31 protein-coding genes are annotated in these 25,670 nt (G+C 39.3%); 8 read left to right on the plus strand and 23 right to left on the minus strand.

The window, feature by feature from the left end:
• Positions 1 to 106 precede the first annotated feature (106 nt).
• From bshC to FGG79_RS07180, 6 genes are all read right to left on the minus strand, one after another.
• Positions 107 to 1,726 (minus strand): bacillithiol biosynthesis cysteine-adding enzyme BshC, encoded by a 1,620-nt coding sequence (gene bshC, locus FGG79_RS07155; protein WP_138777024.1) that lies wholly within the window; start codon positions 1,724 to 1,726, stop codon positions 107 to 109.
• Between the two features lie 165 nt (positions 1,727 to 1,891).
• Positions 1,892 to 2,278, minus strand: coding sequence for a DUF3397 domain-containing protein (locus FGG79_RS07160; protein WP_138777025.1), 387 nt, complete (start codon positions 2,276 to 2,278; stop codon positions 1,892 to 1,894).
• A gap of 1 nt (position 2,279) precedes the next feature.
• Positions 2,280 to 3,176 carry a 2-dehydropantoate 2-reductase gene (locus FGG79_RS07165; RefSeq protein WP_138777026.1) on the minus strand — a complete coding sequence of 299 codons (897 nt, stop codon included), beginning with the start codon at positions 3,174 to 3,176 and terminating at the stop codon, positions 2,280 to 2,282.
• Between the two features lie 133 nt (positions 3,177 to 3,309).
• Positions 3,310 to 4,851: an acyl-CoA carboxylase subunit beta gene (locus FGG79_RS07170; protein WP_138777027.1), complete on the minus strand. Its 1,542-nt coding sequence runs from the start codon at positions 4,849 to 4,851 to the stop codon at positions 3,310 to 3,312.
• Positions 4,852 to 4,975: 124 nt separating this feature from the next.
• Entirely contained in the window at positions 4,976 to 5,191 is a 216-nt protein-coding gene (locus FGG79_RS07175) for a biotin/lipoyl-binding carrier protein (protein WP_138777028.1), read from the minus strand.
• 60 nt (positions 5,192 to 5,251) lie between these two features.
• Entirely contained in the window at positions 5,252 to 6,601 is a 1,350-nt protein-coding gene (locus FGG79_RS07180) for an acetyl-CoA carboxylase biotin carboxylase subunit (RefSeq protein WP_138777654.1), read from the minus strand.
• A 231-nt stretch (positions 6,602 to 6,832) separates the two neighbouring features.
• Between FGG79_RS07180 and FGG79_RS07185 the strand changes: the two genes are divergently transcribed.
• Positions 6,833 to 7,309, plus strand: coding sequence for an N-acetyltransferase (locus tag FGG79_RS07185; protein WP_138777029.1), 477 nt, complete (start codon positions 6,833 to 6,835; stop codon positions 7,307 to 7,309).
• 190 nt (positions 7,310 to 7,499) lie between these two features.
• Here FGG79_RS07185 and FGG79_RS07190 read toward each other — a convergent pair whose 3' ends face one another.
• From FGG79_RS07190 to FGG79_RS07205, 4 genes are all read right to left on the minus strand, one after another.
• Entirely contained in the window at positions 7,500 to 8,114 is a 615-nt protein-coding gene (locus tag FGG79_RS07190) for an RsfA family transcriptional regulator (protein WP_138777030.1), read from the minus strand.
• A 137-nt stretch (positions 8,115 to 8,251) separates the two neighbouring features.
• A complete protein-coding gene (locus FGG79_RS07195; protein ID WP_138777031.1) occupies positions 8,252 to 9,010 on the minus strand; it encodes an enoyl-CoA hydratase/isomerase family protein in 759 nt (252 codons plus the stop codon).
• Positions 9,011 to 9,204: 194 nt separating this feature from the next.
• On the minus strand, positions 9,205 to 9,378 hold the full coding sequence (gene rpmF, locus FGG79_RS07200; RefSeq protein WP_138777032.1) for a 50S ribosomal protein L32: 174 nt from the start codon (positions 9,376 to 9,378) through the stop codon (positions 9,205 to 9,207).
• A gap of 64 nt (positions 9,379 to 9,442) precedes the next feature.
• Positions 9,443 to 9,994 carry a YceD family protein gene (locus FGG79_RS07205; RefSeq protein ID WP_481747255.1) on the minus strand — a complete coding sequence of 184 codons (552 nt, stop codon included), beginning with the start codon at positions 9,992 to 9,994 and terminating at the stop codon, positions 9,443 to 9,445.
• A gap of 231 nt (positions 9,995 to 10,225) precedes the next feature.
• Between FGG79_RS07205 and FGG79_RS07210 the strand changes: the two genes are divergently transcribed.
• A complete protein-coding gene (locus tag FGG79_RS07210; protein WP_138777034.1) occupies positions 10,226 to 11,437 on the plus strand; it encodes a nucleotidyltransferase in 1,212 nt (403 codons plus the stop codon).
• Positions 11,438 to 11,485: 48 nt separating this feature from the next.
• Here FGG79_RS07210 and FGG79_RS07215 read toward each other — a convergent pair whose 3' ends face one another.
• Complete coding sequence (locus FGG79_RS07215; RefSeq protein ID WP_138777035.1) at positions 11,486 to 12,529, minus strand: SepM family pheromone-processing serine protease; 1,044 nt, start codon at positions 12,527 to 12,529, stop codon at positions 11,486 to 11,488.
• Positions 12,530 to 12,533: 4 nt separating this feature from the next.
• Positions 12,534 to 13,313 carry a patatin-like phospholipase family protein gene (locus FGG79_RS07220; protein WP_138777036.1) on the minus strand — a complete coding sequence of 260 codons (780 nt, stop codon included), beginning with the start codon at positions 13,311 to 13,313 and terminating at the stop codon, positions 12,534 to 12,536.
• A gap of 176 nt (positions 13,314 to 13,489) precedes the next feature.
• Here FGG79_RS07220 and ylbJ point away from each other — a divergent pair, with 176 nt between their 5' ends.
• A complete protein-coding gene (gene ylbJ, locus FGG79_RS07225; RefSeq protein WP_138777037.1) occupies positions 13,490 to 14,719 on the plus strand; it encodes a sporulation integral membrane protein YlbJ in 1,230 nt (409 codons plus the stop codon).
• A gap of 55 nt (positions 14,720 to 14,774) precedes the next feature.
• On the opposite strand, the gene coaD is transcribed toward ylbJ, so the two are convergent.
• The 4 genes from coaD to FGG79_RS07245 form a co-directional block, all read right to left on the minus strand.
• A complete protein-coding gene (gene coaD, locus FGG79_RS07230) occupies positions 14,775 to 15,272 on the minus strand; it encodes a pantetheine-phosphate adenylyltransferase (protein WP_138777038.1) in 498 nt (165 codons plus the stop codon).
• 30 nt (positions 15,273 to 15,302) lie between these two features.
• Positions 15,303 to 15,860: a 16S rRNA (guanine(966)-N(2))-methyltransferase RsmD gene (gene rsmD, locus FGG79_RS07235; RefSeq protein WP_138777039.1), complete on the minus strand. Its 558-nt coding sequence runs from the start codon at positions 15,858 to 15,860 to the stop codon at positions 15,303 to 15,305.
• Positions 15,861 to 16,123: 263 nt separating this feature from the next.
• Positions 16,124 to 17,539: a hypothetical protein gene (locus FGG79_RS07240; RefSeq protein ID WP_138777040.1), complete on the minus strand. Its 1,416-nt coding sequence runs from the start codon at positions 17,537 to 17,539 to the stop codon at positions 16,124 to 16,126.
• Positions 17,540 to 17,626: 87 nt separating this feature from the next.
• Positions 17,627 to 17,941 carry a hypothetical protein gene (locus FGG79_RS07245; RefSeq protein WP_138777041.1) on the minus strand — a complete coding sequence of 105 codons (315 nt, stop codon included), beginning with the start codon at positions 17,939 to 17,941 and terminating at the stop codon, positions 17,627 to 17,629.
• A 100-nt stretch (positions 17,942 to 18,041) separates the two neighbouring features.
• Between FGG79_RS07245 and FGG79_RS07250 the strand changes: the two genes are divergently transcribed.
• Positions 18,042 to 18,431: a DUF7147 family protein gene (locus FGG79_RS07250; RefSeq protein WP_138777042.1), complete on the plus strand. Its 390-nt coding sequence runs from the start codon at positions 18,042 to 18,044 to the stop codon at positions 18,429 to 18,431.
• Between the two features lie 93 nt (positions 18,432 to 18,524).
• On the opposite strand, the gene FGG79_RS07255 is transcribed toward FGG79_RS07250, so the two are convergent.
• Entirely contained in the window at positions 18,525 to 18,800 is a 276-nt protein-coding gene (locus FGG79_RS07255; RefSeq protein ID WP_138777043.1) for a YlbG family protein, read from the minus strand.
• Positions 18,801 to 19,112: 312 nt separating this feature from the next.
• On the opposite strand from FGG79_RS07255, the gene FGG79_RS07260 reads away from it, so the two are divergent.
• Positions 19,113 to 19,427 carry a hypothetical protein gene (locus FGG79_RS07260; RefSeq protein WP_138777044.1) on the plus strand — a complete coding sequence of 105 codons (315 nt, stop codon included), beginning with the start codon at positions 19,113 to 19,115 and terminating at the stop codon, positions 19,425 to 19,427.
• Between the two features lie 56 nt (positions 19,428 to 19,483).
• On the opposite strand, the gene FGG79_RS07265 is transcribed toward FGG79_RS07260, so the two are convergent.
• The 4 genes from FGG79_RS07265 to FGG79_RS07280 all read right to left on the minus strand — a co-directional run bounded on the left by FGG79_RS07265 (position 19,484) and on the right by FGG79_RS07280 (position 21,349).
• On the minus strand, positions 19,484 to 19,930 hold the full coding sequence (locus tag FGG79_RS07265; RefSeq protein WP_138777045.1) for a YlbF/YmcA family competence regulator: 447 nt from the start codon (positions 19,928 to 19,930) through the stop codon (positions 19,484 to 19,486).
• A gap of 181 nt (positions 19,931 to 20,111) precedes the next feature.
• Positions 20,112 to 20,507 carry a hypothetical protein gene (locus tag FGG79_RS07270; protein WP_138777046.1) on the minus strand — a complete coding sequence of 132 codons (396 nt, stop codon included), beginning with the start codon at positions 20,505 to 20,507 and terminating at the stop codon, positions 20,112 to 20,114.
• A gap of 161 nt (positions 20,508 to 20,668) precedes the next feature.
• Complete coding sequence (locus tag FGG79_RS07275; protein WP_138777047.1) at positions 20,669 to 20,911, minus strand: YlbE-like family protein; 243 nt, start codon at positions 20,909 to 20,911, stop codon at positions 20,669 to 20,671.
• Positions 20,912 to 20,926: 15 nt separating this feature from the next.
• A complete protein-coding gene (locus FGG79_RS07280; RefSeq protein ID WP_138777048.1) occupies positions 20,927 to 21,349 on the minus strand; it encodes a YlbD family protein in 423 nt (140 codons plus the stop codon).
• A gap of 169 nt (positions 21,350 to 21,518) precedes the next feature.
• Between FGG79_RS07280 and FGG79_RS07285 the strand changes: the two genes are divergently transcribed.
• On the plus strand, positions 21,519 to 22,007 hold the full coding sequence (locus FGG79_RS07285) for a PaaI family thioesterase (RefSeq protein WP_138777049.1): 489 nt from the start codon (positions 21,519 to 21,521) through the stop codon (positions 22,005 to 22,007).
• 47 nt (positions 22,008 to 22,054) lie between these two features.
• Here the strand turns inward: FGG79_RS07285 and FGG79_RS07290 are convergent, their stop codons facing one another.
• Together FGG79_RS07290 and FGG79_RS07295 are read right to left on the minus strand one after the other, a co-directional pair.
• Entirely contained in the window at positions 22,055 to 23,107 is a 1,053-nt protein-coding gene (locus FGG79_RS07290; protein WP_240794211.1) for a CAP domain-containing protein, read from the minus strand.
• Between the two features lie 209 nt (positions 23,108 to 23,316).
• Positions 23,317 to 23,751, minus strand: a complete 435-nt coding sequence (locus tag FGG79_RS07295) for a CBS domain-containing protein (protein ID WP_138777051.1) — start codon at positions 23,749 to 23,751, stop codon at positions 23,317 to 23,319.
• A gap of 269 nt (positions 23,752 to 24,020) precedes the next feature.
• Between FGG79_RS07295 and FGG79_RS07300 the strand changes: the two genes are divergently transcribed.
• Complete coding sequence (locus FGG79_RS07300; RefSeq protein WP_138777052.1) at positions 24,021 to 24,380, plus strand: YugN family protein; 360 nt, start codon at positions 24,021 to 24,023, stop codon at positions 24,378 to 24,380.
• A 208-nt stretch (positions 24,381 to 24,588) separates the two neighbouring features.
• Entirely contained in the window at positions 24,589 to 25,647 is a 1,059-nt protein-coding gene (gene ytvI / locus FGG79_RS07305; RefSeq protein WP_138777053.1) for a sporulation integral membrane protein YtvI, read from the plus strand.
• Positions 25,648 to 25,670 lie beyond the last annotated feature (23 nt).

A 25,670-nucleotide genomic window follows, 5' to 3' on the forward strand; every position in this document is an offset into this window, starting at 1 on the left:
AGCACCGCAGAAATTTGTCTTTATACAACGTAAAAAGGACCTAATTCGCAAGATAAAGCGAATTAGGTCCTTTTATTTTTATGATTGTCGAGAATTACTTTTTCTATTAAAGATATACCACCTTATGGGTACCATCAAAAGTGAAGTCTTGAAGGGTGAGATCTGTCACGAAACCGGGACCATATTTATTAAGGAAGTAGAGGAGATTCCATGTTCTTTCCTGTGGTCCTCCATTTGGCCTAATGCTATTTTCCACCTTCATAAACTGAGCAAACGTTAATGAGTGCTTATCCTCCTGTGCTTTATCCACTTTTTTTCGCAAATAATTGAATTGAGCAAGGTGAAATTCAAGGTTCTTATCGATAATGGAATTCAATCCTTTATCAATCATAGCCGCCTGTTGCCTGATCATTTCATACTTCCGTTTAAGTTCTTCTTCTATTTCTTTCATTTCTGACTCTAATCGCGGGCTTTCAAGAGACTTCCAGAAGGCATCACGAGCAGTTGAAACCCCTTCAGTTATTACTCCATGAAGAGTTAATTGAAGGTCGCGGATCTTCTTATCCACTTCTCTTTCCACGATTGTAATATTCAGTCGAGGTACAACCGGAGGCATCTTTAGGTCTACAAATTCAAATGCTTTTTTTAATTCTCCCCAATAGGCAATTTCACCTGGACCTGCTATGAACGCAAGTGTAGGGAATAGCCATTCCTGCATCAAGGGTCTTGTCACAACATTGTTGCTAAATGTCTCCGGGCTTTCTTCCAATTTTGATAACAATTCCATTAAAGAATAGTTTCGGCCATTATTCTTCTCAAAGAACGTATTCCCATCTCTATCTAACAAAGCCCGCTCATTTCGGATTTGCAGAAATAGGTTCGCCGATGTCGGAGCGATGTCCAATTGAGGATGAAATCCATTTCCTCGAATCTCATCTTGCTGCTTAAGAACCTCATTAGTAATCGACTGACTGTTTTCAATTAAGTATTGAAAATGTTGGGATTCAAGTCTTCTTAAAGAAGGATAGGAAGAATCTATGACTAGTAAACCGAAATCCTTGAATAAACTCATGATAATACGAGCAAAGAAGCGAACGATGGATTCTTCATTGTCTATCATCTCATAGAGCTCTACAGAAAGAGGTTTTGTATATTCGGTTTCTCCAAAGGCAGCCAAAATCTCATCAAGCCACTTCTTCATCACGGATTTGGTATAAGTGATTTGAGATGTCATCTTCTTATCAATCACTCTTTCAGGGTAACCGGTCTTTTCTAACTTTGAACCTTTCTCTACATAAATATGGTTCACTTCTTGATAATCGTGATCTTCTCCAGCAATCCAAAATACGGGTACAACAGGATGTTTTAATTCAGCTTCCTGCTGTCTGGCCAATTGAATAACTGATATTATTTTATGTATCGTATAAAGTGGGCCTGTCAATAAACCTGCCTGTTGACCGGCTACGACAGTTACTGCGTCCTTTTTTATCTTTTCAAGTGATTCTTCTACTTTTTTAGACCCTGGCAATTCTTCCATGTAAGATGATATGCATTCTGCCAGTCCTGCTCTCGGAAACCCGCGTGACTGTATATCGTTCATCCGTTCAGAGTAGACTGTTGGGCTGTTTAGATTATAGTGAAAAAAAGAAGTGACAGGCTCTTCTTGTTTTAAGTATTGAGAGGCAAATCGATTTATTGCTGGAATGTTTAAGCTTTCCAATTCCATATGAATTACTCCTTTTCTAGCTCTTTATATCCTAACGATGAGTATATCATTCCACATTCGGAAAAGGAAAAAACTTGCCTGACTTTTTTACGGGGCACGTTATGCAAGTGTGTGGAGTGAAGCGTAGTGAACCTCTGCTCACACAAAGGTTACATAATCCGCCTTTTAGTACAAGTCAAGAATACGGAGTATCAAGCCTGTGATCATTAACGTAATGTACGCTGTGAAAAATAACAGGAAATTCATGCGCCAGAAACCCCTTAACAGCTTCGGATAGTGAATTTCTCCTTTCACCTTCCAATATGTAATGACAAAAAGAACCCCTATTGAACAAATCGCCAAAAAAATGAGCCATAAATAAGAGGTTTGCCAAATGGCAATCACAATAAAGTGCACAGAGATAATTAATAGAAATGTGGTAATATCGATAGCGACATGAACCGCTTTACGGTGATTTTTCAGGATTTCCTTTGCCAGGATAAAGCTAATAAAATATCCTAAAAATGGAATCATCACGAAAATGGCGATAATCGTTGAAAAAACGGAAGCCATTTTATCCCCCCAGACCTTCTCTTTCTATTCCTTTAACTAAACTGTAAAGTATATTCATGATGGGCACAAAATGGTTTTCTTCATGGGCTCTCTCTAGCAGAACGCCTAAGATCGATTCGATTTCTGTTTTTCTTAGTGTCTCAATATCCTTCAACATAGATGATCTGTTTAGATATGTATTATGACAAATTCCTATTACATCCTCTATAGAAATTATGCCTTCCATATGAGGAAACAGGAGAAGAAGCTCATGGAATAGTTCTCTCTGTATTCGGTGAAAATGCGGGTTATCAACTAGCTTTCCATTCGTCACGCCGGTTAAAGCTGTCAGAGGATTGATCAATACATTAATAAATAACTTTGATAGAAGCATTTCCTCGTAGTCTGACTTATATAAAAATGGAAAGGTATCAATGCTCTTTGCTGCTACTTCTTCTACAACTCCCCATTCTCCCCTAATTAAAGCAATATTTGTCTTTGCTTCCCCGAGATGACGCACTGTATCGTCATTTACTCTCATTGCTCCATGCTCGACCGATGCTGCGACAAGATTGGGGTGGGGCAACGATTTCACCCAATTGATGTGTCCGATTCCATTTTGAACAAATAGTATTGGCAGAGTTATCCCAATTTCAATAAGCTCGTTTTCAATAGAGCTCAAATCGTATTCCTTTACTGTCACTATTACGAGATTGAAATCAGACTCGGCTTTCATGCTAGTTGTCGCTTGTACGATCGTTGTGATGGAAGTGCTCTCTTTGTGGATCGTCACCCCATTCCTTAATAGGGCATTTACTTGTGACTCTCTTCTTACGATAAGTGTGACATCGAATAATTCCCCTAAATATCCTGCAAATAGGAGACCTATTGACCCACCTCCAACAATTCCTATTTTCATAATAACCCCTTGTTGTTCATAATTACTATTATTTTACCAAATTTTTCTCATTAAGAAAACAATAGGCTGAAAGAATCACTCTTCAAATATAAGGAAGGACCCGTTCTATAGAACGAGCCCCACTCAAATCATCTTATACAGGATAGACAGGATGTTTTCTTTCACTGAATTGAACATCCTTTGTTTCATAAAGCTTATAACGTTGGATCAATACCGAACGTAATTCGTTTGGAGCGGTGATCTCATCAACAATCAATTCGGAAGCCAATTTGTAAATATCAATATGCTCTTTATATTCTTTCTGCTTTTGTTGCACATACTGAATTCTTTCTTTCGGATCTTCGATGGCTTGAATTTTGTTCGAATAAACAGCATTCACCGCGGCTTCCGGTCCCATTACAGCAATTTGAGCTGTAGGAAGTGCGATGCATACATCCGGATCGAAAGCGGGGCCAGCCATCGCATATAATCCTGCTCCATAGGCTTTTCTTACGATTACAGAAATCTTGGTGACCGTCGCAGAACTCATGGCTGCGATCAACTTCGCACCATGACGAATGATTCCAGCTCTTTCCACTTTTGTCCCGATCATAAAGCCTGGTACATCAGCAAGGAATAGTAACGGAATGTGGAAAGCATCACATAACTGAATGAATTTTGCCCCCTTGTCAGCCGAGTCATGGAAAAGGACTCCTCCTTTGACTTTTGGCTGATTGGCAATAATCCCTACTACATTCCCATCCAGTCGTCCGAAACCTGTAATCAATTCTGGAGCAAAGAGCTTTTTCATCTCAAAGAAGCTACCTTCATCAATCAACGTGTCTATACAGTCGTACATATTAAATGGTGCATTTTGATGTTCTGGAATAATGTCTTCTAATAGCTTTTCGTGTTTAGGAGCCAGTCCATCTTTTACTTTAGGCTTATTTTGATAATTCGCCGGGAAATAGCTTAAGTATCGTTTGGCCTCTTCAATCGCTTCCTCTTCTGAAGCAGCGAGCAGGTCTCCACATCCACTCACAGAGCAGTGCATTCTTGCTCCACCCATTTCCTCCAGAGTAACCTTCTCCCCTATTACTTTCTCTGCCATACGAGGAGAACCCAGATACATGGAAGCATTCCCATCTACCATGATTACAATATCGCAAAACGCAGGAATATATGCTCCTCCGGCTGCAGAAGGTCCGAAAAGGACACAGATTTGCGGAACCATCCCTGACATCTTCACTTGGTTATGAAAGATCTTACCTGCTCCACGTCTGTTTGGAAACATATCCAACTGATCGGTAATGCGTGCCCCTGCTGAATCCACCAAATAGAAAATCGGCACTTTTAAATTCAATGCCGTTTCTTGTATCCGGATGATTTTCTCAACCGTTCTAGCCCCCCATGACCCAGCCTTTACTGTGGAGTCATTGGCCATCACACATATTGTCTGACCTCCCACTTTCCCAATCGCTGTGACGACACCATCGGCAGGTAGATCTTCGGCTTTATTGTTTGCAAACATACCATCTTCTTGATAATCCCCATTATCAAAGAGTTGTTGAAGTCGATCACGAACAAACATCTTCTTTTGTTCTTTTAATTTCTCATGATACTTAGATTGGCCGCCTGATGCGATCCTTTCTCTCGTTTCTTCGAGAGTATCGGTGATTGTTTTAGATGTAGACATACTATCCCCTCCGTCGTAATATACATGATCCTATTCCTCATAATTCAGGTTCTAATTAATCGTCAAATGATGGAGAAGTCAGAGATTAAGGAATAATCTCTGACAGTCTCGATTGATTAGTCTATCACCCTTCAATGACCAGTAATACGTCTCCTTCGTTCACGAAATCTCCTATATTTACTTTTATTTCAGAAACTTTCCCTGCAGATTCAGCTTCGACAGGTATTTCCATTTTCATTGATTCAAGCATTAGCACCGTATCTCCAATAGAGACTTCGCTATTTTGTTCTACCATTACATTTAATACCGTACCAGCCATAGTTGATGTGATTTCTTTCATGATTGATTCCTCCAGTTTGTTCTCTTTATAGTTGAGTGGTGTTAGTTTACACACCATTAGTTACGTCCGGTTGGCAGTTAAAAAGTCCTGAAGCCATTGGGTCGTATAGGTTCCTTCAATAAAGCCTGCATCTTCTATAATATCCTTGAATAATGTGACATTCGTTTTGACTCCCTCAATAGATACACCATCGAAGAAGAGCTTCGCTTTATGTAATGCATCTTCACGATCGCTCCCTTTGATGATACATTTTGAAATCATGGGATCATAGAACGGAGTGACTTTATTCCCTTCTTCATATCCGCTATCGATCCGGACATATTCCCCTTCTCCCCAAGCCAATGTCGTTAACTGACCAGGTGATGGGTAAAAGGTCTTTGGATCTTCTGCATAAACTCTAAACTCAATGGCATGGCCATCAGCAGATATTTCTTCTTGCTTACATAGCGGCAAAGCTTCTCCCGCTGCCACAAGAAGTTGCCATTTCACTAAATCTAATCCTGTAATCGCTTCAGTGACCGGGTGTTCTACCTGGAGGCGCGTATTCATCTCCAAGAAGTAGAAATTTTCTTCTTCATCCACAATAAATTCGACTGTTCCTGCATTCGTATAGTGAACAGCCTTGCCAGCTTTTACAGCCGCAGCGAACATATTCTCTTTCGTTTCCTTCGAAAGTGCAGGGGAAGGTGATTCTTCAATTACCTTCTGATTTCTCCGTTGTACGGAACAATTACGTTCAAAAAGATGAACCAAATTCCCGTGGTCATCTCCGAAAATTTGCACTTCTACATGGCGTGCATTTTCGATGCATTTCTCAAGGAAAACTTCTTCTTTACCAAAATAGGCTTTTGCACGATTTTTAGTAGAATCAAAGTTTTGAACGAGCGCTTGCTCATTTTCACAGCGAATCATTCCGATTCCACCGCCACCACCACTTGCTTTCAACATGACCGGGTATCCGATTTCAGCTGCCACAAGTTTAGCTGTTTCAATGTTTTCCACACCCCCGTCACTTCCGGGCACAACAGGAACCGACGCTTGTTGCATCGCTCTCCTAGCTTCTACCTTATCCCCCATTTTTTCAATAATGCCATGAGCTGGCCCAATAAAGACCATTCCCTCTTCTGTCACTCTTCTAGCAAAATTTGCATTTTCAGATAATAGACCATAGCCAGGATGGATCCCATCTACTTGTTCTCTTTTCGCTACATCGAGTATATTCTCCATTACCAAATATGAACGATTCACTTGCGATTCACCTATACGGTGTGCAACATCCGCTTCTTTAACAAAGGGCATATCCTGATCTGCATCTGAATACACAGCGACTGTTTGAATGTTTAATTGTTTACACGTTTTAATAATCCTTGAAGCAATTTCTCCCCTATTTGCAATTAAAATCTTTTGCACAATCTCTCCCCTTTCTTCTAAAACACACCTGTTCATAATACGAATTCTACAAAAACCGTCGAATTCCTTCTTCTCTATTGTAAACGTTTTCTTAATTAAGTGCAGAATTTTTTGTTTTTTTGTTATATAATAATAATAAATACTTGTTTAACCATTTGAACAATTGCACAAGGATACATGATTCATCATGTTTTCCTAGAATTATTTTTCAGTATTTTAGGAGGTAAAACGATGGCAGTGAAAGTAGAGAAATTAAAAGTAAATTATAAAACTCTTGAAGAGTTTAAGAAATTTAAAGAATATGGTGTTCAGGAATTATCTATGTTGGAGGACTTACAGGCAAACATCATTGAAAATGATAGTGAGTCACCATTTTACGGAATATACTTTGGTGATACACTGGTTGCTAGAATGAGCTTATATCAACGGAATACACGGTTTGATCAGTACTTCGATCCACCCCAAAATTACCTGGAGCTTTGGAAACTTGAAGTACTTCCCAAGTACCAAAACAAAAGCTATGGGAAAACGCTTGTGGATTTCGCCAAAAGCTTTGGGTTACCGATCAAGACAAATTCACGAATAAAATCTCAAGGATTCTGGGATAAAATGGGATTCGAAGCCGTAACCTATGATGTGGAAAGAGATTTAGGTGAAAATCCATATGTATGGTTCCCTGAAGGAGTAACTGAGCAAAAAATCGGTTAATACCCTTTCACTTCTTTTATCAGTGACAAATATGAGGGGAACTTACCGGTAGGACGCCTTCCGGCTCTCTGGTAGATTCTTCTTATGTTCCTGGGACACCTTCAAGTACTAAATGATTTTGACACTACTTACATAAAAAATACGAAAATAGACCGGCCAATGAGATTCTTTGGCCGGTCTATTCTTCATTTCATTTATTCAACCTTTGTAAATTCCCATTCTTATCCATTTGAAATTTCACTTTGTCCTCATTCCCTTGCAGAAGTGCCATTTTTCTGGCCTTTTCAAAAATGGACAACAATGATTTATGATCTTCTTCAAGAAGGTTAAATTTTGCTTCATATTCTTGCAAAACTGTTTCTGCTTCTTGAAGCTTTTCCTGAAGTTGAGAGATTTGTTCTTTAAACTGGCTGTTTTCAGTTCTAACTATTTCTTCATTTCGAACAGCCTCTTCAGCTTTTTGAAGGTATTTTATCATACCGTCCATTGAAAATACTTCTGGAGTAACTCGTTCTGTCGCACTCTCTTCCTTCGTTCCCTTAGGTTCAGTATATGTTTTACTTACATGAGAATGCTTCTTAGATTGTTTCCTTTGTTTTTTAGCAAGTTCTATCCCAGATTTGTATTGTTTTCGTACGAACGAGTTCCAACGAAAGCCACATGCCGCAGACGTTCTTGATAGTTTTCTTCCAACCTCTTCAAATGCTTGCAGTTGTGTTCCGCCTTCTCTTATATATCGTAATACTACTTCTGCCAACAACACATCTTCATCTTGACTCCATGCATCTTGTCTATTTGAAGACATTTCCATCCCCCCTGTAAAGGTCAGTTTCTCCATACATATGCTCTTACTAGAGAAGATAGAATCTGCATCGAATTTTTTAACCCAAAAAATAGGAACAGGTTCATCCTTTCACCTGTTCCCTCGCAGGATCAATACCCTTATTTATTTAAGAAGCTATCCACCGCTTCATGATGCTCATCACTTGCCCAAAGCTTGGCACATTGCCTAACTTCTTTCATGATATTTTCTTCTATCCTTTTTTTATCCCACTTATTCAGAATTTGCTGTTTATATGCCTTTAACACGCCCTCAGATTTAGATGAAATCATCTTTATAAAAGGGATCTCATGGACTAGCATACAATCATCAACTAATTCGTCTATAAAACCTATGTCCAAAAGGGTTTCAGCGTTTTCCACACGGGCAGTCATTAGCAGGGACAGGGCGATATTTGCTGGAAATTTTTCTAACAGCAGCGTCCCTCCTCCCCAACCGGTGGTGATGGCAAGCTTCCCCTGTACAAACCCCATTTCAGACGTTCTTTTTGATATTCTAAAATCGCATGCGGTTGCGATTTCACATCCACCTCCAATGGCAGTCCCATTGATGAAAGCAATCGTAGGTTTTGGAAATAAGGCCAGTCTTGTCAGGATTGAACCCATTTGACGTAGCATTTCAAAGCTTTCATTCTCTGTTTTCAAACTGTGAAACTGTGATAAATCCCCACCGGAACAAAAAGCCTGATCACCACTGCCAGTTATGAGTACAGCCTTCACATGGTCATTCTGAATACCTTCATCCAGCGCTTTGCTGAGCCCCTCCATGACTTCATAACTCACAGCATTTCGTTTTTCAGGTCGGTCTATGATAAACTGCATGATCCCTTCTTCGTTCGTATGTATCAAATATTCTCCCAAATCCGTACCCCTCCTGTCTTACTTATAGTGTATGGTTTTTCATATTGGATGAACAGATATTTCTATCTAATATTCCATTAATCTGGGTGATAGTCTACATTTACATCATTCGTCCATTTCCCGACTATTCTTATATACACCAAAAAAAGCGTGAAGAGCCATGGCCTCTTCACGCTTTTTTCCGAAGTAAACAATTATTTGCTTACAACTTCTTTTCCTTTATACGTTCCGCACTCTTTACAAACACGGTGTGCTAATTTCATTTCACCACAGTTTGGGCATGCTACCATACCTGGTACACGTAGTTTGAAGTGTGTACGACGTTGTCTTTTTGCTGTTTTAGAAGTTCTTCTAAAAGGTACTGCCATTCTTCCCACCTCCTTAAAAGAGATTCATACTTATTATGAAGCCAGTCGAACTGGTACTTCGCTTTTAAGATTTCTTGTTTTGATCAAGAAGTTTTGCTAAATCAGCGAGACGAGGATCCACTTTCTTCTCTTCCTCTTGTTCGACTTGATAAGCTTGCTCTTCAGTCAGAACTTCCCAGTTCTTACCAGAAGGCATCTCATCTTGTTCTCTCGCTTCATCACTGATTACTTGCATCGGAATCTCAAGTAATAGTAATTCTCTTATAGCAGGTTTCAAATCAATAACATCACCTTGGATACGATGTATTTCCTCTTCTTCGTACTGATCATAATCAGCTTCATTTAGAAGATACGTTTCAATCGTATTGATGTCAACAGGTAAATCAACATCCACAAGGGTTCTTGAGCAAGGTAACACTAACTTTCCTTCTATATGAAGATGGAAAGTGACACGGTTGGAACCGATATCTGCCTTTCCAGACACTCGAATAGGCGAGACTTCTATAATTTGGGGATCGATTTCTTTCAGTTCGTCCAAATTAATTGATTCGTCTATGGAAAGTCCCTTGTCTCTAAATTTTTGTAATTGTATTATTGACCATTTCAATGTAATCACCTCAAGGCAACAAAGGTAATTATAGCTTTCATAATACCGTTTGTCAATATTTTTTCTTTACACTCATTACAACCATAGTGATGTAATTATAACGTTTAAATACAACGTCTTTCAAATATTTTATTTCTTTCGTGATGATTCTTTCAAAAAAGGGGAGAAACTATATCATTTCCTTATATAATGAACAGTATAAGCACATAGTGAGAATATAGAAAGGATGAGTGGAATTTCATGAAAGCCACAGGTGTAGTAGTAGAATATAATCCCTTTCATAATGGGCATTTACATCATTTAAGGAAAACCAGGGAAACGACAGGCGCGGATATCGTAGTCGCTGTGATGAGCGGTCACTTCCTGCAACGGGGTGAACCGGCCCTTATCTCCAAATGGTCCCGTACAAAAATGGCAATAGAAGCTGGTGTTGACGTTGTCATTGAGCTTCCATATAGCTTCGCCACTCAGCATGCCGAAATCTTTTCGAAAGGAGCTATTTCACTACTAAATAGCATTGGCTGTGAGAGCTTTTGCTTCGGAAGTGAAGACGGGGACATTGATGCCTTTGAGGAAACGATACGGTTTATTCAGGGAAATCGAGCTCAATATAATTTTCACATTAGAGAATGTATGCAGGAAGGGATGAGTTATCCTTCCGCACTTGCCAAAGCATTCAAAATGTTAGGGGAAAAGGAATCAATTCTTGATTTAAGCAAGCCGAATAATATCTTGGGATTTCATTACATGGAAGCAAGAAATCAACTTTCATCTTCATTAAAGGCCTATACCATTACAAGAGAATCTGCAGGATACCATGATCAACACTTTTCTTCCCCTTCCATCGCAAGTGCTACCAGCATACGAAAAAGTATATTCGATCCAGACAGCAAAGATGAAATCGGGTCTTATCTACCCGATACGTCTGTAGACGAGCTACAAAAATATCAAATTGAGTACGGAGGTTATCATCGTTGGGAAAATTATTGGTCTCTCTTACAATACAAACTCTTATCTTCTACTAAAGAGGAACTGAAGGGAATATATGAAATAGAAGAAGGCATCGAAAACAGGATGATCGAATGTGCGATAGCGTCTTCGTCCTTTGAAGAATTCATGACGAATTTGAAGACAAAGCGTTATACTTGGACCCGACTCCAACGGATGCTCCTTCATATATTAACCAATACCCACAAAGAAACCATGCGGGAAAGGCATCATTCTCCTAGCTACATCCGACTGCTTGGCATGAACCAAAAGGGGAGAGGATTTATTCATCATCAGAAAAAAAAGCTATCTCTGCCTTTGATCAGCAAGCTCTCTAGTGCCAACCCACGGGACATTGAGTTAGACATCAAGGCTGCTGAAATTTATGCAATGGGATTAGAAAATGTAACTGCCCGTAAAAAACTGCTTCATCAAGAGTGGTCTCAACCACCTCTTATGATTTAGGCATAAAAATAACAAAGAGACTGCCCTGATTGAAGGCAGTCTCTTTGTTTATTCCTCTATTGAATTCAGGAAAGTCAATGCTTCATCAAACGTTTTGACAGGTATCACTTTCATATCCGTACCAATGTCTTCTGCTGTTCTTTTTGCTGCGATATAATTTGACTCAAGATCAGGGTATTTATCTTTCATTTCCTTCGTAATCGTTTCATGTGGAGCAAGAAAATACTCTGCACCTGCTTTGTCTGCTGCAATGATTTTCTGTTCAATGCCTCCGATGCGCCCCACTTCCCCATCCTCAGAAATTGTACCGGTCCCTGCAATCCGATGTCCTTTCGCAAGGTCGTCTTTTGTTAATTGATCGTAGATTTCAAGACTGAACATTAAACCGGCAGATGGTCCACCAATTTCGTCGGTATCAAGGTCTACCGGGGGATCTGTCTTGATCTCTTTATCATCGCTTAGTGTGATTCCGAGACCAATTTTATCTTTCATATCCGGAAATGATTGCAGGGGAATCGTTTCATCCATTTTTTTATTATCTCTGACAAAAGTGATTTCTACCTTATCCCCTTGCTTTTTCCCACTGACATAGTTAATAAATTCTTCTGATGACTGAAATATTTGACCATCGATGGCAGTGATGCGATCACCAGGTTTAAGTATCTTTTCAGCAGGCATAGAAGGATATATGTTCAAGACGTAAATTCCATTATACTTGTATTCATAGGGTTTTCCTGCTTTTTTATAAGCGACTTCAATGGCATGACTTTGAGAATTGGCCATGAGCTGCAGCTGGCGAAGATTGTACTCTTCATCACTTTCGTGGGGACTTCTGATATCCTCTACTGGAAAGATATATTCATATTTCCTTATGCTCGCCATAAGATAAGCATAAATATTCGCCCTTCCCATTCTGACGGTTGTAAGCATCAATTCACCTTCATCATCATACCCATTTTCCACATGGACGATTGGATCCAGTTCATGTGCACTTCCAGGTTTCGTTACATAAAAGGGTAGATAATAAAAAGAAGTGGCCACCATAATAATCGTCATGATGACTAGGGTTCTTATAAGTGTTTTCGTTTTCATACGTTTACTCCTTCCAATTGTCTAATGCTTTTTGAATTGAAGGAATAACCTTCTTCGCCTCTTCTTCACCCATATCGATAATTTCTTCAATATTCTTGAAAGCCCTGGTACTGTACATTTCTACATGGGGTCTAATCATGAAATCAGAAGCAAATTCCCGGTGAGCGACAATTTCGAGCTGTAGGATATCGATGCTTTGCATGATCACGTCATAAATGTTTGTGATTTCTGCATTTCGCTTCACGTGGGATACATCGACCCCTATCACAATATCCGCACCCATCTCTTTCACAACGGAAACCGGGACACGATCAATTACTCCCCCATCAACCAAAAGACGGCCGTTTATTCGTTCTGGCACAAAAATCCCTGGTATTGCAATACTTGCCCTAACAGCACTTGAAATAGGACCAGTGGTAAAGATGACTTTTTCCCCGTTTGTAATGTCTGTTGCCACAACACTTATTGGAATATTTAACTCTTCAATATTTTTATTATGTGTAAATAGTTGAATGAATTCTTTAATTCTTTTGCCTGCGATAAAGCCCATTTTAGGCACGGTAAAGTCTAAGTAATACTTCCTTCTGAAAGTGGTGGAAAGCTTATATAGGTCCTCCATCTTATGACCCACTCCATATAAGCAGCCGACCAACGCCCCCATGCTGCTTCCTGCAATCATGTCAATCGGAATATTTGCATCATCAAATGCCTTTAATACACCTAAGTGAGCAAATCCTCTTGCGCCGCCCGAGCCGAGGGCTAATCCGATTTTTGGTCTGTCCATGCCCTTCCCCCTTTTCCCGAGTTATCGGTTTATTCATCATATGGTCTATTTCCATTATGTATGAGTATATTGAATAATATGAGGACAAGTTGAATTAATCTCATTTTATCATTCTTTTCCTTTTTCACAAGGAAATGAGATAGAGGATACCTTATTCATAAGAGGGGGACGTCCGGTTGTTTAAATCAAAGCTCAAAACCTTGGCATTATCCATCGGCATCACCGTATTTGCTTCATCCCTCATCCTGATGCCAGGGGAATCTCTTGAAGCATCCATCAGGGGATTGGATATGTGGTGGGAGATTGTATTTCCATCTTTATTACCTTTTTTTATTGTTTCTGAGATGTTGATCGGATTTGGCGTAGTCCGGTTTATAGGTGTAATGCTTGAACCATTAATGAGACCCTTATTTAGAGTTCCAGGTGTCGGAGGATTTGTGTGGGCAATGGGGATGGCCTCTGGATTTCCCTCTGGTGCAAAATTGACGGCTCGTCTTCGTCAGGAAGAACAAATCACGAAACTTGAAGCAGAACGTCTCGTTTCCTTCACCAATTCCTCCAATCCCCTCTTTATATTCGGGGCTGTTTCCGTCGGTTTTTTTCAAAACGCCACGCTCGGCATTGTATTAGCTGCCGCTCACTATATTGGAAACTTCTTTGTGGGAATCACCATGAGGTTCTATGGCGGAAAAGAGAACACTGACATAAGAGAAAGTGCATCAAAGAAAAACAGGTTCATCCTCATGGAAGCCTTTACAGCTCTTCATCAAACAAGACAAGAGGACAAGCGTCCCATCGGGAAGTTAGTAGGGGATGCCGTTACCTCATCTATTCAAACTTTATTAATGATTGGAGGCTTCATCATCTTATTTTCCGTCATTAATAAAATGCTTTATCACTTGCATATCACGACCTTTATTGCTGAAGGCTTATCTTCTCTATTTATACTGCTCCAATTGCCTGAACAGTTGAGCATTCCGTTAATTTCAGGCTTGTTTGAGATTACATTAGGGTCAAAACTCACAAGTGGGGTGTCAGAAGCGAGCCTTCTCCATCAAGCGATTATTACTAGTTTTATTTTGGGTTTCAGCGGGTTCAGCGTTCAGGCACAAGTAGCGAGTATTCTGGCCGAAACAGATATTCGGTTTAAACCTTTTTTCTATGCACGTTTTATTCATGGACTTGCAGCCGCAGTCATAACCTTACTCATTTGGAAGCCGGTATATGAACGATTCTCCGATGAACAACTCTCCAATGCCATTCCAGTGTTCGCAAGGGGCAATGACGCATTCTGGGGCGAGATGCTTTATTGGTTCAAAACATGCGGTCCGGTTATTACCATTCTCAGCCTGATAGTGTATATGATCCTGTACAGAAACAGGTCTATGAATGAAAAACAGGGATGATATCCTATGCCTTCTTCACAATTTGAGAAAGGTAGATGGAATCATCCCCGTATTATTAATCGTTCTTATTTAATTCATGGTATTTTTCCTTCAACGATTCTTCCACACGCTTGGGTACTAGTTCAGAGATATCGCCACCGTATTTAGCTACCTCTTTCACAATGCTTGAACTCAAGAATGAGTATTGGTTATTCGTCATAATAAAGAATGTCTCAATATCATCATCAAGAACCCGGTTCATAGATGTAATTTGCATTTCGTATTCAAAGTCTGAAACTGCACGCAACCCTCTTATAATCGCTTTTGCATTCACGTTCTTTGCATAATCGACTAATAAGCCTTGAAATGAATCAACTACTACATTTGGAATGTTACCCGTGACTTCTTGAATTAATTCAATTCGTTCCTCCACAGAAAATAGCGGTTTTTTAGAAGAGTTATTCAACACTACTACATAAATTTGATCGAATACTTTGGCTCCCCGTGTAATAATATCTAAATGCCCGTAAGTAATGGGATCGAAACTCCCGGGACAAACTGCAATGCTTGGCATTTTCTTACCCCCTACCTGATTACCTATTCTTCAATCATTCACTCTGGAAAAAATCGATATCCTGATGATTCCATAGGTCTCTTCCCTGATTTTCTTCAAATTCCCTGACTTATCCGCCAATGTAATTTCCGATCCATGTTCACACATAACGAAACCGCTTTCATTTAGAAGATTGTGTTCGTCGATGAATTCCAGGAGTTGTTGAAGCTTTTGCTGTTTATAAGGGGGATCCAAGAAGATGTAGTCAAAGACTACCTCTCTTTTCACTATCGCCTTTAACGCTCTCGTCGCTTCATTTCGATACACTTCACTTTGATCCGAAAAATGGCAGTCTTCAAGATTGGACTTGATGGTTTGAAATGCCTTTGCGTCTCGGTCCACGAAGATGACCGAATCCAGTCCGCGGCTAAGGGCTTCAATTCCCAGACCACCACTTCCTGCAAACAAATCCAAACCAGTCCCGCCTTCAAAATAGGGTCCTAGCATATTAAAAATAGATTCTTTCACTTTATCTGTTGTGGGTCTCGTGCCGCTTCCAGGAACAGCCTTGAGCGGCCTACCCTTTAATGTACCTGATATTACTCTCATAATCATCCACCATATATGTATTTTTTCTTCACTATCCTATCATATCTTGACACATATCGCCACAATCTAAAATTGATCAAAAAAATGTATAAAAACATTTTGGTAGGTGATAATAAAACTAACAGCATCCTAACTGATGTTGTTGCCAACCGCGGAGAAGACTTACGATTCCCCATAAGTTCTTCCTCCGGTTTCTCCTCTCCCTTTGCCTTCTTTCCAGAGATGGATATAGAAGGACCCTGCAGAAAGTTCTGCAGGGCTTTTTATGTTTCATTTAAAACCTGGATGGAGTCAGTCTTTCTCCTCACCTTTACCTTAAACAATTTCTCAAACCAGTGGACATCCATATAAACGGAATCACCTATCGTCTGGACAGGCTTTATGAGTAGCCCATAATTTTCTTCATTATAGATAAAATAATCTTCATTCACATAGAACCTAAATGTATTTCCATTCTTAGATGCAAAAAATACTCCAGGCTGAAGTTCTTTGATTTCTATTCCCAATCCCTTCACTGCTTCAGGAAATTGAATGAATTCCTTCTGTTTATAAGAGATATAAGTGAATTCAACTGATTCCTTATTGAAGACGATGGGCTTATTCGTGATCAGGACAAGAGGGATATTCTCTTTCCCTTTATCATTTTCAGTAAAAAAAGAAGTTTGAAACCCTGTCACAGATTCTACTATAGCATCAAGTTTCATGGCACCTACTGATTGAATCCTCTCATTGTCAATCCTTTGTCTAAACTTATCGAGTTGAGGTGGACTCAATCCTTCGACTATCTCCTTATACGACCATGATGACTTTGAAGTATAAGGAGGAGCTTTGAGGAGGATTGCCGCAATAAATTCCTTCATCCAGTCATCTTCGTCCTTTGAGGAATAAGATTGATACAGCAAACTTCTCATTAAATCACCCCGAGTCTCTCCTGTGATTTCATTCAACACAATCAAGTGAGGGGAGTGATGTGGTTTGATTTTATTTGATATGATTACCGTCAGGAAGCCTTTGAAAGTCCCCAAACCTTCTAACTGCTCCTGAATACCATCTAAACCCGCACCATCAGAGTATACTCTTCCAGTGGACGTTTCCTTTTCATTCCATTCATCGATTGTCCACACTAAATCAGATGGTTCCCCTTTACCATCAAAGAAATAATAATCAATATAATCAAGCTTTTTATGACTCGACGATTGATAACCCGCTATCCATTTACCATTCCTGAAGCTCTTTTCCGTTAATTGAATATCTGTTTGGACTGTAGCAACGGATGAAAGAACTGGATACCAATCCTTTACTAACATGACATCAGATTTAGGTGGCTGCTTTAAGGAATACGTGATAATGATTTCCTTACTATCATTATTCACATTAATCAAAAGGAATTTCCCGTTCTCTTTCGATAGACAATCTACTCCTTTATTATTACTGCAAGCATAACCCTCAGCACCTTCCGGCCATTCAATTGTCATCCGCTCAGGTACCGTTGATAAGAAACGGACGGTTTGAGTGATCAGGAACCGATCAGCCTTATGTGTAACGGAATAAGACTGATTCACCTCAACGGTACCAGACTCTTCAGCACTTTCTGTAGAAAAACCCATCCATTGGAAGATGAGGATGCTCGAACTAATAAGGACCATACTAAAAATGAAAGTGAATAGAAAACGTTTCATACCTTACCCCTTAACTCCTTTTATTACTTATACGATAGCAGATTATTAAACCTGATGGTGAACTTTTTTGGGGGAAATGCGAGGTTTTCATCCCATATCCATATTCTTGCTTTCAATGAATGCTGTGTCATTATCTAAATGGTCTGTAAGTATTTGAATCCATTCTCCTTCATCCACAACTCCATGAACGAGTAGAGCGTGTTGAAGATCAATCAGAGTGAAAGCTTCCCATTCTTTTTCCTGTGCAAGTGAAATCATTCCATGGGCGGCTAAAGCGGAAAGGGTTGCCGTGACAATAAATGAATCACTATCTTTAGTCTGAATATCTTTTCCCTCACTTCTTCCTCCTATCATATACATGACCGATAATCCTAGGACGATACAAAGGAATACCCATATCATTTAGATCACTCCCATACCTTATTGTAGAATCTTTACTTATGACTATATGTTTGAAATAATAAGGAATTGATTAACTCAGTGAGAAAAGGGGATTAGAAGAATGATTCAACGTTTTATTGAATTAGGAGAAGGATATTCAGATATTTATGAGCTTATGGAGCTTGCAGAATCGAATAAAGGACGCTTACAGCACATGATGGCGTTCCATACCGTTGTAAAGAATCGTGCTGTAACCTCTTTAGCTCTTGTCATGAACCCGACAGAACAAGGGAAGTTCCAAGCCATCTATGTGTCCAGAGAAGGAATTCCGAATCCGAATATCACACCAAACCAGCGCTATTCGCTTTTTGAAGAGACTGCGAAAAAGGTGGACAAGGTCATTATCCAAATGGATGTAAAACCTTCCTCACTTTTTCCTGAAACGGTACTTTACTATCAACACTTGATTGCCATCCTGCGATTAAATCATTACATACTTCCTCTTCAATGATTGTTTAGGTCCACAGAGTAGCTTTTAGCAAAAGAAAACATTTTGTGGGCCTATAAAAAAAGCTGCCAAGACAACATTCTTTGGCAGCAATCACTAAAATCCCATTTTGTAATCATATTCCTTCGCTTTATCTGGTCGGGAATTTTCAAAAACTGACTTGATAAATGGTTTAAAAGAAGGATCTACTTTTTTTACATATGAGTAAGTAGATATTCGTTCCATCACCGAATCAATTTCATCCTGATTACAATAAAGCACAACATATTTCATTTTCTTCGATACATAGTGAACATTCCCAAATCGTCTAAGGGACTTGGCATGTTTCAAGCTATGTAACCAAACAACTAAACCTTGTCTTTGCGTTAACATATAGTTTCCCCTCTAGGAATCACTTTTTTATAAGTCTAGCATAAAAATATGGGAATTAGCAATACGAAAAGCGTAGGTGGCTTGCCCAGAGGCGACAAGCATAAGCCAAGTTAAGCGGAAAGGTGCTTTTTACCTTTTTGGTTAACTTGGCTTATGACCTCGAGCCTCTAGCCACCGGAGCTAGACAATACGAAAAGCGTAGGTGGCCCGTCAAGCACAACTTTCTCACACAAATTGAGATTTATGCACACTATCATTAAATATTGGGTAAAGTGAATACTACATACTGAGGATAGGAAATGGGGGATATTCATGGATTTGAATATGATTTGGGACTTTTTCATCGAACAACTTCAGCTGGAGGACGGGATTGAGGCTGCACATGTAAAAAGAAGTGCAGGCATTCCATTTCTCTATATTCAATCCAATAAAGATAAACCTGATATTGAGCATTCTATTAAAAAGTGGTCTGCCAAGGCAATGCGTGGAAAGAGATTACATTCAGACACGATATTTTTCAGGGAGAAGGAATCACTATATGTATATCGACATCGGTTCTACGTTCCCCAGGAAAAAATGTTTTGCTGTGGAAACCTTTGCGTTGATTGTGTTCGTTTAAAGCAATAGACTAAGGTTTTCTCTAATAAGAAAAAGAGCAGACAGTATGTCTGCTCTTTTTCTTATTATGCTGAACATCCGCAACCTCCGCCAGAGCCGCATCCGCCTCCGCAAGAACTTCCACTTGAGAAGAAAGGATTTCCTGATGGGACCTTTACACTTTTAGACACGGAATGTCCAATTAAGTGGCTCACTTGATCAAGGAGATCTTGCAGTTCATTCTCTGCCCTTCGGAATTCGGCTACATTTTCATCTAGATCCATTTCTCTTTTGATCTCACGGATCTCTTTCATGATGGTCTTGTAATCCGGGTGGTACCGGCCAAACCGCTGAACTTCTTCGTAACTCTCTTTCATTCGGGAAAAGGTTTGTACTTTTCGCTGAGTACCTGAGTTGTTGCGAAGTTTATATAAAGACTTACGATAGTTTTCTGCCACATCAGATTCCAAAATCCACTGAGATAATTCATCAGCTGAATCTAATATTTCCATTCTTTCTATAGTAGCAAGCATTATGCCCACCTCCGTAAAGACATTTTAACACGTTTCACGAAAGGAAGCGAATAGGCTAACACAATAAAAAGGAAAAAACATACAGGAATATCCTTTATGGTTAAGGCACGGAATGTTTTTACTAAGAATATGAGAAAAAGCCGTCATGATGGTATATCTACCGGCGGCTTTTTTCCATTCCCTATTGAATCGTCACATAGAATTGTTTTTTCATCCCTAGTGGTTTGTTGTTCTTCCCCACTATTTCAACATTGAGAAGATGAACTCCTTTTGGTAAGTTTTTCACAACAAATGCTGCAGTATGGTACTCTTTGTAAAGATTACCAGTATTTGAACGGACGACAATCTTCCCTTTCTCCGCCCCTTTTTTGCTAGAAGTGAATGTTACGTTGGGAACGATACATTCAATATATACCTGATTACCTTGTACCATATGTTTAATGGAAAGGTCCTTGTTCTCATGATTAGCTGCTTCAGCTTTTTTAGTGAATGCAAAGCTCTCAGGTTCAGGCATTTTTTCCTTACAGCCGCTTAATAGTATTAGCAAACATACAGATAGAAAAATGATTTTCTTCATCGTCTATACCACTCCTTACTTATAGCCTTTCCCAACCAAGACGATTATTACTCAATTCAATGTAAAGAGAGGCTGATCCACGCTAACCCAATGCATGAATTTCTTGTTAGATGTGAGACCCTTCACACTCCTTTAGAAAATCGGCAAAAAAAAATAGTGCATCAATTATCGGCACTATTCATTGATTGAAACATACTGATCATCATGGAGGCCATTTGGACTCCATTTGAGAACTTTTGTACACGGTGTGGAATGGTTTTCTGAAAATGGTTTATGGACGCAATCTCGAATTTCCCCAGCTCATTGGGGCTTCTGGAAAGGGTACGGTACCACTGTGGTTGATCTCTTAAGAATAATTTCAAATCTTCTTTGGAATAAATATATTCAATAACATCTGCTCTCATTTTCTTTATAGCCCCCTAGTCTTTACGAAATGAGAAAGGATGGGAAGGTTTGGATGGTGTTTCCGTTTTAGTCGAAGTTGAGCCCCCCCGATTGCTGCCGCTTTGAAATTGACTAAGTACCCCCTGGACTGTTCCAAGTGCCTCACTCAAGCTGTTAATATGCTGCTGCAATTGATTAGCGTCCATCTTCTTTACCATCTCTCCCACTTGATCCATCCACCCCCCTTTATTTTCTGGGTTATTTGAAGTCGTATCCTTTTCTTTCATCGAATCGTCTTTGTATTTTTCCCATCTCGTATCATCTTCTCCAAGTAGGTACCAGTCTTCAAATAGGTCTTGCCAATTTGCATCCCCATTCCTAACATCTTTCACAATTTTGGGATGTTTTTTCACAAACCCTTTAAACTCTTTGACTTTAGGGTGTAATGTTTTACCCATCTTTTGAACACCTCCATTACAGTCATCTACCTATTACACTTTATGAAGAGATGAAAAGAATGGTGATACATTCCTTTTTGTAGTAATATTTACATGTATCTCGGTTCATTATTAAACAAACAGTTACCGATAGATGCTAGCTGTGAAAACAGAAAAGGATGTATAAAAGATGAAGCAACAGGTTCAGGAATTATTTAATGAATGTCTTTCAGGAGCGACAGATGAAGAACTTCTGATTATAAACCAGCTTTTAGAAGGTGTACAACGGAAGAAAAAGAATGAAAATGGATCCATCATTGGCGGAATATTCGCCATGGACCGTGAAGTGAAAGACGGAAATTTTGAAGTGAGTATTCCGATCACCTCGGTTACGCATAATTCTCTGCAGATCGTCCATGGAGGAGTAACTGCTACATTGGTGGATACAGCCATGGGAACATTGGCCAATATGGTTCTTCCGGATGGGTTTGGTGCTGTAACGACCAACTTAAACGTACATTATTTGGCCCCAGGGGTCGGTGAACGCCTGACAGCTCATGCGACTATTGTTCATCAAGGAAGCAAGACACTCGTAGTGGACGGCAAAGTCGTGAGCTCAGAAGGTAAGGTCGTGGCTCATTCAACGGGATCCTTTTTTATATTCAAAAAGAAAGAATAAACAAAAGATGGATCCCCCAATCAGTATTGGAGGATCCATCTTTTTGTTTATTCTTCTTCATCTGTTTTTTCGATAAAATTCTGAGTATATAAACCTTTATACACACCTACCCCTATGTGGGTGAAATCCTGTTCCAGTAATATCTTTCGATGGCCTTCAGAATTCAGCCAGCCATGTACAGCTTCAGGGGCATCGGAATACTGTGAAGCAATATTTTCTCCAGCTGCCTTAAACATTACTCCTTCTTGCTCCAAGCGCTGGCTCAGATCACCATATGTAGGCGATTCATGAGAAAAGTAATCCTTGTCGTACATTTCTATACTGTGTCCTCTTGCAACCTGTGCTGTGTCTTCATCCCATTCAAGTGCATTTTCTTCGAATTGGTGTCTGAGCACGTTGGTAATATCAAAAATCTGTTGCTCACTTGCCCTATTCACTTTTTCCCACTCATCATCACTTCGTTCTTTCTCTTCAGCCAATTCACCTCGATACATCATTTCATAAGGATGCATTTCAATCAGCGTCTGGCTATCCAGAAAGCGTATGCTTGTCAGCTTACCTGTGAATTTATCCAAATAAAGCTGCGCATAGATATCACCTAAAGGTACTAGTAGCCGTGTATTCAAATCTTCTTCATTTAATTCAAATTGATAGGCGCCCGAATCATCGTTCACGACAATTTCCGAGTCCACAATCGTAAAGCGATAGATGTCTTCTAACCTTTGACCAAGCTTATAAGGTGCAACATCCACTTGATTACCTATTGCGTACAGTGTAACGACTTTATGATTCTGAACACCCATTTGTATGTATTGATTCGTTGATATCGGGTAGACCCACCATTCATAACCATAGGAGCTTGGTTCGATCCTTTTAGGCTCGCCAAATGATTCCTTTACCTTTTGGATGTCTTTTCCAATCCATGTGGTCAATCCGGATGTTGGCCTTTCCCCTGGTGTTTCAATGTGTTGATTCAATTGATTATCTTTGTTTTCCTTAAGAGTTTGGGTTTCTGGTCCTCTAAGTGGTTCATTTTCCTGTTTTTGACCTTGATAAATACCAATAATTAAAATAATGACAAGAATGATCAAAATACGCAAAACCGATCTCAGAATTTTCCCTCCTCTCTACTTTCCATATCAACATATGACACAATTACTAGAATTATTATACCACTAATGTTGATTCTAAAAATTGTGTCTACTAGTAAGAATAGCATATTTTCTTTTCTTCTAAAACTAACGAACTCTTCATAGATTACTGACTAACAAAAAGGAGATGATCATATGATATGACCACCTCCTTACGATTAAAATGGTTTATTCCTAAAATTCGATTCTGAAATATTTTCAAGCGCGACATAAGCTTGTCTACCCAAAGATTCCCTAATGGCAAAATCACCTAACGAAATCATTCCAATCAAACGTTGACCTTCTACAATGGGAAGTCGTCTGACCTGATGTTCAGCCATAATATGAGCTGCTTCATCAGCTAATGTGTCTGGACCTACTGTTATTAAATGTTTGCTCATTATATCTTCTACTTTCGAAGAGGCTGGATGTTTTTCAGCAATACATCTGAGGACAATATCCCGATCTGTCATCATTCCGACAAGTTTTTCTGCGTCTACAATTGGGATGGATCCAAGGTTATGTTCTTTCATTTTTAGGGCAACCTCATAAACATTGTCGAGTAACGAGCATGTTTCAACTTCTTTTGTCATAATATACTTGAGTTTTGTCATAATGATCCTCCTCTAGTCCTCTAGCTATGTTCATCTTCCCTTTAATTTTTCCTTTTTCAGGAAATATATTCACCTTTTGTCATTTCGTCCTAATCAAATGATCGAAGACATTGCAAGATAAAGATTTTTCCACTATTATTAAGAATGAGAAATACCGCATTTAGTATCAAAATACATATTGCGATATAAATGCTGCTACCATACGAACAGCATCTGGGCTAAATTGAACAAAAAAGTCCTCATGCAAGCCAATATAGGAGGGAAACATTATGCGTTTTGAAGCAACTGAATTTGAAAGCTTAAAAGTAGATTTAAACCGATTAGACGAAATCATGGAATCTCACGGACTTGTTCGTGCAGGTCAATGGGATTATGAGCGTGTGACATATGATCGCAAATTCGAAATTAGAGAAGGTATTTTCTATTTGCGAATCCAAGGTCTTGCAGTGGAAGGGGATATCGGAAAACATGATGCCGTAATCCAATTAATGACTCCGCTTCTAGGGAAACATTACTATCCACATGGAGTCGAATATGGTGAAGGCGAAGAATTCCCTAAACACCTTATCACTTCATGTGAAAAGCTGCTTGCAGATGTTAAAAAAGATGCAACCACCTTCGCTTGGTAATACTCATGTAAAGACTGTCTGCCCTTAAGACAGTCTTTATCTATATTTTCTTCACTATGTGATTCTTTTCCCATCATATTATCGAAATCCTGTCAGGATAAATAAATTGCTCCAACTCCTTCAAAATTTCACTTTCTACCCTCTGTTCATTCTTCTCCCACTCTAATATAATAAGAAGAAGAGGTTCCTGTTAGAAAGGGGTACACAATTGTCCAAGTTTTTCACTAAAAAGGTATTAATGATCACCTTGATCATCACCATAATAGCCATCATCGCATTTTTCGTTTTACCTGTTTCCGTCACGCTAATTATGGCGATTATTACCGCTCTTTTTTTAGAACCTGCGGTAAGCTTTATTCAAAGGCGCTTCTCGGCCAAACGTCGAATTGCGGTACTCTCTGTTTTCATTCTGTTTTTGCTTCTTATTAGCGTTTCAACCTTTTTTGTCACAACTAAAGTAGTTGGAGAAGGGATAAATCTAATTGAAGACGCTCCAAAGTATGTGAATCAGTTAAGTGATATTTGGCTTGAATATGAAGATAGACTATTAAATGCAACTGAGGATCTTCCGGATGAATTGGTGAAAAGCTTTAGCGAAGACGTGCAGAGTTTCTTAAACAGCGGGAAAACAAAAATCCTGAACTCGTTCAATATAGAAAGAATAAGCGTATTTTTGTCGTACATTCCAAATTATTTAGTTAGCTTCCTCGTATACTTGATCGCTCTCTTTCTGTTCATGTTAGATTTACCCCGGATTAAAAAGTCTATCTATGGACACCTTACGGAAAGAACAGCTGAGAAAGTTACCTTTATGACTTCGAGGCTGACTTACGTCATTTTTGGATTTTTCAAAGCACAATTTTTAGTAAGTATCATTATCTTTTTCGTTTCGTTGATCGGCCTTCTCTTTATCGCTCCGGAAGTTGCCGTTGTGATGTCGATTATTATTTGGGTCATTGATTTCATCCCTCTGATCGGGTCCATTGTAGTCCTGGGTCCCTGGGCCATATTCCATTTGTTGACTGGAAGCATTGCATTAGGAACACAATTAGCTGTATTAGCCGCCATTCTATTGATCATCCGCAGAACCGTAGAACCTAAAGTAATGGGTACTCATATTGGATTGTCTCCTCTTGCTACGCTCATTGCCATGTATCTCGGTTTGAAACTCTTTGGTGTATTGGGATTTATTATCGGACCATTGATCCTTATAGTGTTTAATTCGGCTAAAGAAGCAGGAATCATTAAAACGAATTTCAAATTATAAAAGGCAAATCCACATGTAGTGGA

This window comes from Bacillus sp. BHET2, from assembly GCF_005938125.1.
Classification (GTDB): domain Bacteria; phylum Bacillota; class Bacilli; order Bacillales; family Bacillaceae_B; genus Rossellomorea.